Source organism: Streptococcus sp., from assembly GCF_030528045.1.
Lineage (GTDB): Bacteria > Bacillota > Bacilli > Lactobacillales > Streptococcaceae > Streptococcus.
Genome location: NZ_JAUMZR010000016.1, coordinates 1 through 13154, shown reverse-complemented (window position 1 = coordinate 13154; position 13154 = coordinate 1). Strand labels below are relative to the sequence as shown.

The following is a 13154-nucleotide window of genomic DNA, read 5'->3' as shown; positions in this document are numbered from 1 at the left end:
AACATCGTGGGACAAAAAGTACATCCAATTGGTATGCGTGTCGGCATCATCCGTGATTGGGATGCCAAATGGTATGCTGAAAAAGAATACGCGGATTACCTTCATGAAGATCTTGCAATCCGTAAATTCGTTCAAAAAGAACTTGCTGACGCAGCGGTTTCAACTATCGAAATTGAACGCGCAGTAAACAAAGTTAACGTTTCACTTCACACTGCTAAACCAGGTATGGTTATCGGTAAAGGTGGTGCTAACGTTGATGCACTCCGTGCAAAACTTAACAAATTGACTGGAAAACAAGTACACATCAACATCATCGAAATCAAACAACCTGATTTGGATGCTCACCTTGTAGGTGAAGGAATTGCTCGTCAATTGGAGCAACGTGTTGCTTTCCGTCGTGCACAAAAACAAGCAATCCAACGTGCAATGCGTGCTGGAGCTAAAGGAATCAAAACTCAAGTATCAGGTCGTTTGAACGGTGCAGATATCGCCCGTGCTGAAGGATACTCTGAAGGAACTGTTCCACTTCACACACTTCGTGCAGATATCGATTACGCTTGGGAAGAAGCAGATACTACATACGGTAAACTTGGTGTTAAGGTATGGATCTACCGTGGTGAAGTTCTTCCAACTCGTAAAAACACTAAAGGAGGTAAATAACCAATGTTAGTACCTAAACGTGTTAAACACCGTCGTGAATTCCGTGGAAAAATGCGCGGTGAAGCAAAAGGTGGAAAAGAAGTAGCATTCGGTGAATACGGTCTTCAAGCTACAACTAGCCACTGGATCACTAACCGCCAAATCGAAGCTGCTCGTATCGCCATGACTCGTTACATGAAGCGTGGTGGTAAAGTTTGGATTAAAATCTTCCCACACAAATCATACACTGCTAAAGCTATCGGTGTGCGTATGGGATCTGGTAAAGGGGCACCTGAAGGTTGGGTAGCACCAGTTAAACGTGGTAAAGTGATGTTCGAAATCGCTGGTGTATCTGAAGAGATTGCTCGCGAAGCGCTTCGTCTTGCAAGCCACAAATTGCCAGTTAAATGTAAATTCGTAAAACGTGAAGCAGAATAAGGAGAAGGCATGAAACTTAATGAAGTAAAAGAATTTGTTAAAGAACTTCGTGGTCTTTCTCAAGAAGAACTCGCGAAGCGCGAAAACGAATTGAAAAAAGAATTGTTTGAACTTCGTTTCCAAGCTGCTACTGGTCAATTGGAACAAACAGCTCGCTTGAAAGAAGTTAAAAAACAAATCGCTCGTATCAAAACAGTTCAATCTGAAGCGAAATAATAGACTAGGGAAGGAGAAATTTCAATGGAACGCAATAATCGTAAAGTTCTTGTTGGACGTGTTGTATCTGACAAAATGGACAAGACAATCACAGTTGTAGTTGAAACAAAACGTAACCACCCAGTCTATGGTAAACGTATTAACTACTCTAAAAAGTACAAAGCTCATGATGAAAACAATGTTGCTAAAGAAGGAGATATTGTTCGAATCATGGAAACTCGTCCGCTTTCAGCTACTAAGCGTTTCCGTCTTGTAGAAGTTATTGAAGAAGCGGTTATCATCTAATCAAGCCAGAAAGGAGAAAACTTAAATGATTCAAACAGAAACTCGTTTGAAAGTTGCTGACAACAGTGGTGCACGCGAAATCTTGACAATCAAAGTTCTTGGTGGTTCAGGACGTAAATTCGCTAGCATTGGTGATATTATTGTTGCATCTGTAAAACAAGCTACTCCTGGTGGTGCGGTTAAAAAAGGTGACGTTGTAAAAGCTGTTATCGTTCGTACTAAATCAGGTGCTCGTCGTGCTGATGGTTCATACATCAAATTTGACGAAAATGCAGCAGTTATCATCCGTGAAGACAAAACTCCTCGCGGAACACGTATCTTTGGCCCAGTTGCACGTGAATTGCGTGAAGGTGGCTTCATGAAGATCGTGTCACTTGCTCCAGAAGTACTTTAATTGGTTGCTCAAAGAAAATTAAAACAAGTCTAGGAAGTAAGACGAAAGCATAACTTAAGTTAGGTGAGTTGAAACTGACGAAGGATTGCTTTGATTTTCGCAGAGCAAAAACAAACAAACTAGTCCCCTAGCTTCAAGCTAGGGTGCCCTTATGGGCGTAAGAAAAATCAAGGAGAAACCTAATGTTTGTAAAAAAAGGCGACAAAGTTCGCGTAATCGCTGGTAAAGATAAGGGAACAGAAGCTGTTGTCCTTACTGCCCTTCCAAAAGTAAACAAAGTTATCGTTGAAGGTGTCAACATCGTTAAGAAACACCAACGTCCAACTAACGAACTTCCTCAAGGTGGTATCATCGAGAAAGAATCAGCTATCCACGTATCAAACGTTCAAGTATTGGACAAAAATGGTGTAGCTGGTCGTGTTGGTTACAAATTTGTAGACGGTAAAAAAGTTCGCTACAACAAAAAATCAGGCGAAGTGCTTGATTAATCACGAAGGAAAGGAGAAGTATAATGGCAAATCGTTTAAAAGAAAAATATCTTAATGAAGTAGTTCCTGCTTTGACGGAACAATTCAACTACTCATCAGTGATGGCTGTGCCTAAAGTAGATAAGATCGTTTTGAACATGGGTGTTGGTGAAGCTGTATCAAACGCTAAAAGTCTTGAAAAAGCTGCTGAAGAATTGGCACTTATCTCAGGTCAAAAACCACTTATCACTAAAGCTAAAAAATCAATCGCCGGCTTCCGTCTTCGTGAAGGTGTAGCGATCGGTGCAAAAGTTACCCTTCGTGGTGAACGTATGTACGAATTCTTGGACAAATTGGTTTCAGTTTCACTTCCACGTGTGCGTGACTTCCACGGTGTTCCAACAAAATCATTTGATGGACGCGGAAACTACACTCTTGGTGTGAAAGAACAATTGATCTTCCCAGAAATTAACTTTGATGACGTTGACAAAACTCGTGGTCTTGACATCGTTATCGTAACAACTGCTAACACTGACGAAGAGTCACGTGCATTGCTTACAGGCCTTGGAATGCCTTTTGCAAAATAATATAGGAGGTAAATCTAATGGCTAAAAAATCAATGATTGCTAAGAACAAACGTCCAGCGAAGTTCTCTACTCAAGCTTATACTCGTTGTGAAAAATGTGGTCGTCCACATTCAGTTTACCGCAAATTTAAACTTTGCCGTGTTTGCTTCCGTGAATTAGCTTACAAAGGACAAATTCCTGGTGTAACAAAAGCATCTTGGTAATTTAAGATATCAAGGGCATCAAAACTCCAAGTGAAAATAGGAAACTTGACGAAGAAACTGAAGTTTCTAGGAAAGTTTATCTTTTTCACACAGAGTTTAGCCCGGGTTCAGTTGGGCTTACCAATTTGAACACGAGCTACAGCTTTGGCAAAAAAGACCAATTTTCTTTGGAGCATGGCTCCTGCATCAATTGCCTATTTTTGCTCTTGCTGTTACGCTCTTTGTATCATGTATTAACTAGCAAGTGCAACTTGCAAACTACTAGTAAGAGGAGAAAAACAAAATGGTTATGACTGACCCAATCGCAGACTTCCTAACTCGTATTCGTAACGCTAACCAAGCGAAACACGAAGTACTTGAAGTACCTGCATCAAACATCAAAAAAGGGATTGCCGAAATCCTTAAACGCGAAGGTTTTGTAAAGAACGTAGAAATCATCGAAGATGACAAACAAGGCATCATCCGTGTATTCCTTAAATACGGACCAAACGGTGAAAAAGTTATCACTAACTTGAAACGTGTATCTAAACCAGGACTTCGTGTCTACAAAAAACGTGAAGATCTTCCAAAAGTTCTTAACGGACTTGGAATTGCTATTCTTTCAACTTCTGAAGGTTTGCTTACTGATAAAGAAGCTCGCCAAAAGAACGTTGGTGGTGAGGTTATCGCTTACGTTTGGTAATATTTAGCTCCCAATTTCTTTGTGAGTCTTCGTTATCGTCTCTTACCTAACCCAAAGTTATGCCTTCGAGACGATGCCTAGATTCACTTTGAAATTGAAACCTAAATGTTCCTTTAAATCGAGAAATCGATTTAACCCCGTGAAAACTGGCCGTTATGGCCTGACAATTTAACAGGAGAAAATAAACATGTCACGTATTGGTAATAAAGTTATCGTGTTGCCTGCTGGTGTTGAAATCACTAACAATGACAACGTTGTAACTGTAAAAGGACCTAAAGGAGAACTTACTCGTGAGTTCTCAAAAGATATTGAAATTCGTGTGGAAGGTACTGAAGTAACTCTTCACCGTCCAAACGATTCAAAAGAAATGAAAACAATCCACGGAACTACTCGTGCTCTTTTGAACAACATGGTAATTGGTGTATCAGAAGGATTCAAGAAAGAACTTGAAATGCGTGGGGTTGGTTACCGTGCACAACTTCAAGGTAAAAAACTTGTTTTGGCTGTTGGTAAATCTCATCCAGACGAAGTTGAAGCTCCAGAAGGAATTACTTTTGAACTTCCAAACCCAACAACAATCGTTGTTAGCGGAATTTCAAAAGAAGTAGTTGGTCAAACAGCTGCTTACGTACGTAGCCTTCGTTCACCAGAACCATATAAAGGTAAAGGTATCCGTTACGTTGGTGAATTCGTTCGCCGTAAAGAAGGTAAAACAGGTAAATAATGTTGAGTGGTTGATTTATAACCACCAACCTATTTTCCAACTTAGTGCATAGCACACGATTTAAAACTAAAGAGGTGAAAACTGTGATTTCTAAACCAGATAAAAACAAACTCCGCCAAAAACGCCACCGTCGCGTTCGCGGAAAACTCTCTGGAACTGCTGATCGCCCACGTTTGAACGTATTCCGTTCTAATACAGGCATCTACGCTCAAGTGATTGATGACGTAGCGGGTGTAACGCTCGCAAGTGCTTCAACTCTTGACAAAGAAGTTTCAAAAGGAACTAAAACTGAACAAGCCGTTACTGTCGGTAAACTCGTTGCAGAACGTGCAAACGCTAAAGGTATTTCAGAAGTGGTGTTCGACCGCGGTGGATATCTATATCACGGACGTGTGAAAGCTTTGGCTGATGCAGCTCGTGAAAACGGATTGAAATTCTAATAGGAGGACACTAGAAAATGGCATTTAAAGACAATGCAGTTGAATTAGAAGAACGCGTAGTTGCTGTCAACCGTGTTACAAAAGTTGTTAAAGGTGGACGTCGTCTTCGTTTCGCAGCTCTTGTTGTTGTTGGTGACCACAACGGTCGCGTAGGATTTGGTACTGGTAAGGCTCAAGAAGTTCCAGAAGCAATCCGCAAAGCAGTGGAAGATGCTAAGAAAAACTTGATTGAAGTTCCTATGGTTGGAACAACAATCCCACACGAAGTTCTTTCAGAATTCGGTGGAGCTAAAGTATTGTTGAAACCTGCTGTAGAGGGTTCTGGAGTTGCCGCTGGTGGTGCAGTTCGTGCCGTAGTGGAATTGGCAGGTGTGGCAGATATTACATCTAAATCACTTGGCTCTAACACTCCAATCAACATTGTTCGCGCAACTGTTGAAGGTTTGAAACAATTGAAACGCGCTGAAGAAGTTGCTGCCCTTCGTGGTATTTCAGTTTCTGATTTGGCATAAGAAAGGGGATAAAATGGCTCAAATTAAAATTACTTTGACTAAGTCTCCAATCGGACGCATTCCATCACAACGTAAAACTGTTGTAGCACTTGGACTTGGCAAATTGAACAGCTCTGTTATCAAAGAAGACAACGCTGCTATCCGTGGTATGATCACTGCAGTATCTCACTTGGTAACAGTTGAAGAAGTAAACTAATGAATTTTTAGGGGATGTGGCAATACTCATCCCCTAAAACTAGGTATAGTCATCTAAGATGACGATGTATAGGCGAGTTGATAAGGGAGACAACCTTTTCTCTCTTATCGGCGCTAGCATTTTACAAAAGAGGAGAAAAAAATAATGAAACTTCATGAATTGAAACCTGCAGAAGGTTCTCGTAAAGTACGTAACCGTGTTGGTCGTGGTACTTCATCAGGTAACGGTAAAACATCTGGTCGCGGTCAAAAAGGTCAAAAAGCTCGTAGCGGTGGCGGAGTTCGCCTTGGTTTTGAAGGTGGACAAACTCCATTGTTCCGTCGTCTTCCAAAACGTGGATTCACTAACATCAACGCTAAAGAATACGCAATTGTAAACCTTGACCAATTGAACGTCTTTGAAGACGGTGCAGAAGTAACTCCAGTTGTACTTATCGAAGCAGGAATTGTGAAAGCTGAAAAATCAGGAGTTAAAGTTCTTGGTAACGGTGAGTTGACTAAGAAATTGACTGTGAAAGCAGCTAAATTCTCTAAATCAGCTGAGGAAGCTATCACTGCTAAAGGTGGTTCTGTAGAAGTCATCTAAGAGAGGTGACCCATGTTTTTTAAATTACTAAAAGAAGCGCTCAAGGTTAAACAAGTTCGATCAAAAATTCTCTTTACAATTTTTATCATTCTTGTTTTCCGTATTGGGACAAGTATTACAGTTCCAGGTGTGAATGCAAAAAGTTTGGAAGCTCTTAGTGGTTTATCTTTCTTGAACATGCTTAGTCTTGTTTCAGGGAATGCCATGAAGAACTTCTCCGTTTTTGCACTCGGGGTAAGTCCGTATATCACTGCTTCCATCGTTGTTCAATTGCTACAAATGGATATTTTACCGAAGTTTGTAGAATGGGGCAAACAAGGGGAAGTAGGACGGAGAAAACTAAACCAAGCTACTCGTTATATTGCACTTGTGCTTGCATTTGTTCAATCTATCGGGATTACAGCAGGATTTAACACTCTTTCTGGAGCAAAATTATTAACGACAGCGTTAACACCACAAGTCTTTGTTACTATCGGTATTATCCTCACAGCAGGTAGTATGATTGTAACTTGGCTCGGGGAACAAATTACAGATAAGGGATACGGAAACGGTGTTTCTATGATCATCTTTGCAGGTATTGTCGCTTCAATTCCTGAGATGATTAAAGGCATTTATGTTGACTACTTCGTCAATATTCCAAGTAGCCGTTTGACTTCATCTATTATCTTTGTCGTTATTTTGATTATCGCTGTCTTGTTGATTGTTTACTTTACAACCTTTGTTCAACAGGCAGAATATAAAATTCCAATCCAATATACAAAAGTTGCTCAAGGAGCCCCATCAAGCTCATACCTTCCATTGAAGGTAAACCCAGCGGGGGTTATCCCAGTTATCTTTGCAAGTTCCATCACAGCAGCACCTGCAGCCATTCTTCAATTTTTGAGTGCTACAGGTCATGATTGGGCTTGGGTACGTACAGCACAGGAAATGTTATCTACAACATCTCCAACAGGTATTGCCATGTATGCCTTGTTGATCATTCTCTTTACATTCTTCTATACATTTGTACAGATCAATCCAGAGAAAGCAGCAGAAAACTTGCAAAAGAGTGGAGCCTACATTCATGGTGTCCGTCCTGGTAAGGGAACTGAAGAATTCATGTCGAAACTTCTTCGTCGCCTTGCTACTGTCGGATCAATCTTCCTTGGTGTGATTTCAATCTTGCCGATTGTGGCAAAAGATGTCTTTGGTCTTTCAGAAGCTGTTGCTTTTGGGGGAACTAGTCTTTTGATCATTATCTCAACTGGTATTGAAGGAATCAAACAGCTAGAAGGTTACCTATTGAAACGTAAGTATGTTGGTTTCATGGACAAAACAGAATAAAAGCAAAATTACTTTTGCTTAGAGAGTGGAGTATGAAGGTCTATCTATCAGAGAGATTTTCGTCTCCCCTCTTCTATTTTGTTTTTAAATAGGGGTTGAATGAGATTTCTGCTTCTATTTAAATACAAAATAAGGAGATCCTATCATGAATCTTTTGATTATGGGCTTACCTGGAGCAGGTAAGGGAACGCAAGCAGCTAAAATTGTGGAGCAATTCCATGTGGCACACATTTCAACTGGAGATATGTTCCGTGCTGCTATGGCAAATCAAACTGAAATGGGTGTGCTTGCAAAGTCATATATTGACAAAGGTGAGTTGGTTCCAGATGAGGTTACAAATGGAATCGTTAAAGAACGCCTTTCACAGGACGACATCAAGGAAACAGGTTTCTTGTTGGATGGCTACCCACGTACGATTGAACAAGCCCATGCCTTGGACAAAACATTGGCGGAACTTGGTATCGAATTGGAAGGTGTGATCAATATCGAAGTGAACCCAGATTGTCTCTTGGAACGTTTGAGTGGCCGTATCATCCACCGCGAAACAGGTGAAACCTTCCACAAAGTTTTCAACCCACCCGTTGACTATAAAGAGGAAGATTATTATCAACGTGAGGATGACAAACCTGAGACAGTGAAGCGTCGTTTGGATGTGAATATCGCCCAAGGTGAACCAATCATTGCTCACTACCGTGCCAAAGGTTTGGTCTACGATATCGAAGGAAATCAAGATATCAATGATGTGTTCAAAGACATCGAAAAAGTATTGACAAATTTGAAATAAAGCGTTTTTCACACTTGCAAAAAATCGCTACAAATGTTATACTGAAATAGTCTGACTTATAATTGTTGTCTCTGTTTTCAGAGGCATCGAATCGAAATTTATGGAGGTGCTTTTGCGTGGCAAAAGACGATGTGATTGAAGTTGAAGGCAAGGTTGTAGACACCATGCCAAATGCAATGTTTACGGTTGAACTTGAGAATGGACATCAAATTTTAGCAACCGTTTCTGGTAAAATTCGTAAAAACTATATTCGTATTTTAGCGGGAGATCGTGTTACTGTTGAAATGAGTCCGTACGATTTAACACGTGGACGAATCACTTACCGCTTTAAATAATCGAAATACTTGGAGGGATAAGAAATGAAAGTAAGACCATCGGTCAAACCAATTTGCGAATACTGCAAAGTTATTCGTCGTAATGGTCGTGTTATGGTAATTTGCCCAGCAAATCCAAAACATAAACAACGTCAAGGATAATAGAAAGGAGAAAAAATGGCTCGTATTGCTGGAGTTGATATTCCAAATGATAAACGTGTAGTAGTTTCATTGACTTATGTATACGGTATTGGACTTCAAACATCTAAAAAAATCCTAGCTGCCGCTGGAGTTTCAGAAGATATTCGTGTTAAAGACCTTACATCAGATCAGGAAGATGCTATTCGTCGTGAAGTGGATACCATCAAAGTCGAAGGAGATCTTCGTCGTGAAGTTAACTTAAACATCAAACGCTTGATGGAAATCGGATCATACCGTGGTATTCGTCACCGTCGTGGACTTCCTGTCCGTGGACAAAACACTAAAAACAATGCTCGCACTCGTAAAGGGAAAGCTGTTGCGATTGCTGGTAAGAAAAAATAATATAAGGAGGTAAAAAGTCTTGGCTAAACCAACACGTAAACGTCGTGTGAAGAAAAATATCGAATCTGGTATTGCCCATATTCACGCTACTTTTAATAACACTATTGTTATGATTACTGATGTGCATGGTAACGCAATTGCTTGGTCATCTGCTGGTGCTCTTGGATTTAAAGGTTCTCGTAAATCTACTCCTTTCGCAGCGCAAATGGCGTCTGAAGCAGCCGCAAAATCTGCACAAGAACACGGTCTTAAATCAGTTGAAGTTACTGTAAAAGGTCCAGGTTCTGGTCGTGAGTCAGCTATTCGTGCTCTTGCTGCCACTGGTCTGGAAGTAACAGCTATTCGTGATGTGACTCCTGTGCCACACAATGGTGCTCGTCCTCCAAAACGTCGCCGTGTATAATCACCAACAAATTACACTGCTTTTCGTTTAAGAGGGAGTATATAAATGATCGAGTTTGAAAAACCAAATATAACAAAAATTGATGAAAATAAAGATTATGGCAAATTTGTAGTAGAACCACTAGAACGTGGTTATGGTACAACCCTTGGAAATTCGCTTCGTCGTGTTCTTCTTGCTTCACTTCCAGGTGCAGCAGTTACTTCTATCAATATTGAAGGAGTTTTACACGAGTTTGACACAATTTCAGGTGTCCGCGAAGATGTCATGCAAATTATTTTGAATGTCAAAGGAATTGCTGTAAAATCTTACGTCCAAGACGAAAAGATTATTGAACTGGACGTTACAGGTCCCGCAGAAATTACTGCTGGTGATATTTTAACAGACAGTGACATTGAAATTATTAATCCTGAACATTATCTTTTCACTATTAGTGAAGGAGCAAGCTTTAAAGCACGAATGACTGTAAACAGTGGTCGTGGCTATGTTCCAGCTGATGAAAATAAAAAAGATGATGCCCCAGTAGGAACACTTGCGGTAGATTCTATCTATACGCCAGTAACAAAAGTCAATTACCAAGTTGAACCAGCTCGTGTCGGTAGCAACGATGGTTTTGACAAACTAACCCTTGAAATTTTAACAAATGGAACAATTATTCCAGAAGATGCATTAGGACTTTCCGCACGTATCTTGACAGAACACTTAAATCTCTTCACCAATCTAACAGAAGTAGCTATTGCCGCTGATGTTATGAAAGAAGCAGAACAAACTTCAGATGATCGTATTTTAGAGCGAACCATTGAAGAGTTAGATTTATCAGTCCGTTCTTATAATTGTTTGAAGCGTGCAGGGATCAATACTGTGTTCGATTTAACAGAAAAATCAGAACCAGAAATGATGAAAGTTCGTAACTTAGGTCGTAAAAGTCTTGAGGAAGTTAAAGTTAAATTGATCGATTTAGGTCTTGGGTTAAAAAACGATAAATAAAGGAGGAATACATGGCTTACCGTAAACTAGGACGCACTAGCTCACAACGTAAAGCAATGCTTCGCGATTTGACAACTGACCTTTTGATCAACGAATCAATCGTAACAACTGAAGCTCGTGCTAAAGAAATCCGTAAAACTGTTGAAAAAATGATTACTCTAGGTAAACGTGGTGATTTGCATGCACGTCGTCAAGCAGCTGCTTTTGTACGTAATGAAATCGCATCTGAAAACTATGATGAAGCAACTGATAAGTACACTTCTACTACAGCACTTCAAAAATTGTTCTCAGAAATCGCACCTCGTTATGCTGAACGTAACGGTGGATACACTCGTATCCTTAAAACTGAACCACGTCGTGGTGATGCTGCGCCAATGGCGATCATCGAATTAGTATAAAATCATCAATTTTGTTGAGTGTTATGATGATGGAGTCTTGTGCTCTTAGTCTAGCTCTGGTCTACCGCTGGGACTTCGGTCCTAGCGGGAACACTCATCATCATTTGATAGGGTAGACGCTTGTTTACGAAATTGCTTTTTTCTTAAGAACAACTTCGTAAGCAGGCGTTTTTTAGTATTTTCTATGGAAATATGCTATACTAGGAAAAAAGAAAATCAAAAACGTTCAGGTTTTCTAAAAATCGTAGAAATGGGGTATAAGGATGAAGGCTATTATTACAGTGGTTGGTAAGGACAAGGCTGGGATCGTTGCAGGCGTGTCTACTAAGATTGCAGAGTTGGGTTTGAATATTGACGATATTTCTCAGACGGTGTTGGATGAATACTTTACTATGATGGCGGTCGTTTCTAGTGACGAAAAACAGGATTTCACTTATCTACGAAATGAGTTTGAAACGTTCGGTCAGACCTTGAATGTCAAAATCAATATTCAAAGTGCGGCGATTTTTGACGCTATGTATAATATCTAGGAGGTGGCTATGGATATTAGACAAGTTACAGAAACCATTGCCATGATCGAGGAGCAGAACTTCGATATCAGAACCATCACCATGGGGATTTCCCTTTTGGACTGTATTGATCCAGATATCAATCGTGCTGCTGAAAAGATTTACAAAAAAATCACCACTAAAGCTGCAAATCTAGTAGCTGTAGGAGATGAAATTGCTGCGGAACTAGGGATTCCTATTGTTAATAAACGGGTATCGGTGACTCCGATTTCTTTAATTGGTGCTGCGACTGATGCGACAGACTATCTTGTTTTGGCAAAGGCTCTTGATAGGGCGGCTAAGAAAATCGGTGTTGACTTTATCGGTGGATTCTCAGCTTTGGTACAAAAAGGCTACCAAAAAGGAGATGAGATTCTCATCAATTCTATCCCCCGTGCTCTAGCTGAGACAGACAAGGTCTGCTCGTCCGTCAATATTGGCTCAACCAAGTCAGGCATCAACATGACTGCAGTTGCAGATATGGGACGTATCATCAAGGAAACAGCGAACTTATCAGATATGGGTGCGGCCAAGTTGGTCGTATTTGCTAATGCTGTTGAGGACAATCCTTTTATGGCAGGGGCCTTTCATGGTGTTGGCGAAGCAGATGTTATCATCAATGTCGGAGTTTCGGGTCCTGGTGTGGTCAAGCGTGCCTTGGAAAAGGTTCGTGGACAGAGCTTTGATGTAGTGGCGGAAACAGTCAAGAAAACGGCCTTCAAGATTACTCGTATCGGTCAATTAGTTGGTCAGATGGCCAGCGAGAGACTGGGTGTTGACTTTGGAATTGTCGATCTAAGCTTGGCGCCAACTCCTGCAGTTGGTGATTCTGTGGCACGCGTCCTTGAGGAAATGGGCCTAGAAACAGTTGGTACGCATGGGACGACGGCTGCCCTCGCTCTTTTGAATGACCAAGTTAAGAAGGGCGGAGTGATGGCTTGTAACCAAGTCGGTGGCTTGTCAGGGGCTTTTATCCCTGTCTCTGAAGATGAGGGAATGATTGCTGCGGTGCAAAATGGCTCTCTGAATTTAGAGAAACTAGAGGCCATGACGGCTATCTGTTCTGTTGGGTTGGATATGATCGCCATTCCTGAAGATACGCCTGCTGAAACCATTTCGGCTATGATTGCGGATGAGGCGGCAATTGGTGTGATTAACATGAAAACAACGGCTGTCCGTATTATTCCAAAGGGCAAAGAAGGCGATATGATTGAGTTTGGTGGTTTGCTAGGGACAGCTCCAGTGATGAAAGTCAACGGGGCTTCGTCTGTTGATTTCATCTCTCGCGGTGGGCAAATCCCAGCTCCAATCCATAGTTTTAAAAATTAATAAAAAAGAGAGAGGATTTAAGTTGAGTTTAAGGATGGCTGTGTATACTATAATCATTAAATAAAGACCTCCTAACTTTATTTAATAGAAATCCTAAACTTTTTCGGCTCTATGTCAACTGTAGTGGGTGACCTATAACTAAGCACGAGAGGAGACGAGG

24 protein-coding genes are annotated in these 13154 nt (G+C 40.8%); all 24 read left to right on the top strand.

The window, feature by feature from the left end:
• The first annotated feature begins 6 nt into the window (after positions 1–6).
• The 24 genes from rpsC (at position 7) to Q4A91_RS04255 (ending at position 12994) form a co-directional block, all read left to right on the top strand.
• A complete protein-coding gene (gene rpsC, locus Q4A91_RS04370) occupies positions 7–660 on the top strand; it encodes a 30S ribosomal protein S3 (protein ID WP_000529937.1) in 654 nt (217 codons plus the stop codon).
• Positions 661–663: 3 nt separating this feature from the next.
• A complete protein-coding gene (gene rplP / locus Q4A91_RS04365; RefSeq protein WP_000960946.1) occupies positions 664–1077 on the top strand; it encodes a 50S ribosomal protein L16 in 414 nt (137 codons plus the stop codon).
• 9 nt (positions 1078–1086) lie between these two features.
• Positions 1087–1293 carry a 50S ribosomal protein L29 gene (gene rpmC / locus Q4A91_RS04360; protein WP_000772918.1) on the top strand — a complete coding sequence of 69 codons (207 nt, stop codon included), beginning with the start codon at positions 1087–1089 and terminating at the stop codon, positions 1291–1293.
• 24 nt (positions 1294–1317) lie between these two features.
• Positions 1318–1578 carry a 30S ribosomal protein S17 gene (rpsQ, locus tag Q4A91_RS04355; protein WP_045613174.1) on the top strand — a complete coding sequence of 87 codons (261 nt, stop codon included), beginning with the start codon at positions 1318–1320 and terminating at the stop codon, positions 1576–1578.
• A gap of 25 nt (positions 1579–1603) precedes the next feature.
• Complete coding sequence (gene rplN, locus Q4A91_RS04350) at positions 1604–1972, top strand: 50S ribosomal protein L14 (protein ID WP_303208875.1); 369 nt, start codon at positions 1604–1606, stop codon at positions 1970–1972.
• A 182-nt stretch (positions 1973–2154) separates the two neighbouring features.
• Complete coding sequence (gene rplX, locus Q4A91_RS04345) at positions 2155–2460, top strand: 50S ribosomal protein L24 (protein WP_303208873.1); 306 nt, start codon at positions 2155–2157, stop codon at positions 2458–2460.
• 23 nt (positions 2461–2483) lie between these two features.
• Positions 2484–3026, top strand: coding sequence for a 50S ribosomal protein L5 (gene rplE, locus Q4A91_RS04340; RefSeq protein ID WP_000013542.1), 543 nt, complete (start codon positions 2484–2486; stop codon positions 3024–3026).
• A 17-nt stretch (positions 3027–3043) separates the two neighbouring features.
• Positions 3044–3229 carry a type Z 30S ribosomal protein S14 gene (locus Q4A91_RS04335; protein ID WP_001085697.1) on the top strand — a complete coding sequence of 62 codons (186 nt, stop codon included), beginning with the start codon at positions 3044–3046 and terminating at the stop codon, positions 3227–3229.
• A gap of 283 nt (positions 3230–3512) precedes the next feature.
• Complete coding sequence (gene rpsH / locus Q4A91_RS04330) at positions 3513–3911, top strand: 30S ribosomal protein S8 (RefSeq protein WP_000245504.1); 399 nt, start codon at positions 3513–3515, stop codon at positions 3909–3911.
• 187 nt (positions 3912–4098) lie between these two features.
• A complete protein-coding gene (gene rplF / locus Q4A91_RS04325) occupies positions 4099–4635 on the top strand; it encodes a 50S ribosomal protein L6 (protein WP_000086623.1) in 537 nt (178 codons plus the stop codon).
• Between the two features lie 83 nt (positions 4636–4718).
• Positions 4719–5075, top strand: coding sequence for a 50S ribosomal protein L18 (rplR, locus tag Q4A91_RS04320; protein WP_004244055.1), 357 nt, complete (start codon positions 4719–4721; stop codon positions 5073–5075).
• Positions 5076–5092: 17 nt separating this feature from the next.
• Positions 5093–5587 carry a 30S ribosomal protein S5 gene (rpsE, locus tag Q4A91_RS04315; protein ID WP_000874204.1) on the top strand — a complete coding sequence of 165 codons (495 nt, stop codon included), beginning with the start codon at positions 5093–5095 and terminating at the stop codon, positions 5585–5587.
• A 13-nt stretch (positions 5588–5600) separates the two neighbouring features.
• Complete coding sequence (gene rpmD, locus Q4A91_RS04310; protein ID WP_000057241.1) at positions 5601–5783, top strand: 50S ribosomal protein L30; 183 nt, start codon at positions 5601–5603, stop codon at positions 5781–5783.
• A gap of 144 nt (positions 5784–5927) precedes the next feature.
• Entirely contained in the window at positions 5928–6368 is a 441-nt protein-coding gene (rplO, locus tag Q4A91_RS04305) for a 50S ribosomal protein L15 (RefSeq protein WP_060627415.1), read from the top strand.
• 12 nt (positions 6369–6380) lie between these two features.
• Positions 6381–7691, top strand: a complete 1311-nt coding sequence (gene secY, locus Q4A91_RS04300) for a preprotein translocase subunit SecY (protein ID WP_303208801.1) — start codon at positions 6381–6383, stop codon at positions 7689–7691.
• Between the two features lie 145 nt (positions 7692–7836).
• On the top strand, positions 7837–8475 hold the full coding sequence (locus tag Q4A91_RS04295) for an adenylate kinase (protein ID WP_303208800.1): 639 nt from the start codon (positions 7837–7839) through the stop codon (positions 8473–8475).
• Between the two features lie 116 nt (positions 8476–8591).
• The gene (infA, locus tag Q4A91_RS04290) at positions 8592–8810 is read left to right on the top strand and encodes a translation initiation factor IF-1 (RefSeq protein ID WP_001029883.1); all 219 of its coding nucleotides are present in this window, start codon (positions 8592–8594) and stop codon (positions 8808–8810) included.
• A gap of 24 nt (positions 8811–8834) precedes the next feature.
• Positions 8835–8951, top strand: a complete 117-nt coding sequence (gene rpmJ / locus Q4A91_RS04285) for a 50S ribosomal protein L36 (RefSeq protein WP_001808836.1) — start codon at positions 8835–8837, stop codon at positions 8949–8951.
• A gap of 15 nt (positions 8952–8966) precedes the next feature.
• Positions 8967–9332 (top strand): 30S ribosomal protein S13, encoded by a 366-nt coding sequence (gene rpsM / locus Q4A91_RS04280; RefSeq protein ID WP_303208726.1) that lies wholly within the window; start codon positions 8967–8969, stop codon positions 9330–9332.
• 19 nt (positions 9333–9351) lie between these two features.
• Entirely contained in the window at positions 9352–9735 is a 384-nt protein-coding gene (gene rpsK / locus Q4A91_RS04275) for a 30S ribosomal protein S11 (RefSeq protein WP_050244256.1), read from the top strand.
• A gap of 45 nt (positions 9736–9780) precedes the next feature.
• Positions 9781–10719 (top strand): DNA-directed RNA polymerase subunit alpha, encoded by a 939-nt coding sequence (locus tag Q4A91_RS04270; RefSeq protein ID WP_303208723.1) that lies wholly within the window; start codon positions 9781–9783, stop codon positions 10717–10719.
• Between the two features lie 11 nt (positions 10720–10730).
• The gene (gene rplQ, locus Q4A91_RS04265; RefSeq protein ID WP_000331493.1) at positions 10731–11117 is read left to right on the top strand and encodes a 50S ribosomal protein L17; all 387 of its coding nucleotides are present in this window, start codon (positions 10731–10733) and stop codon (positions 11115–11117) included.
• A gap of 263 nt (positions 11118–11380) precedes the next feature.
• Entirely contained in the window at positions 11381–11647 is a 267-nt protein-coding gene (locus Q4A91_RS04260; RefSeq protein ID WP_000644111.1) for an ACT domain-containing protein, read from the top strand.
• 9 nt (positions 11648–11656) lie between these two features.
• Positions 11657–12994 (top strand): PFL family protein, encoded by a 1338-nt coding sequence (locus Q4A91_RS04255; protein ID WP_303207626.1) that lies wholly within the window; start codon positions 11657–11659, stop codon positions 12992–12994.
• The last annotated feature ends 160 nt before the right edge of the window (positions 12995–13154 follow it).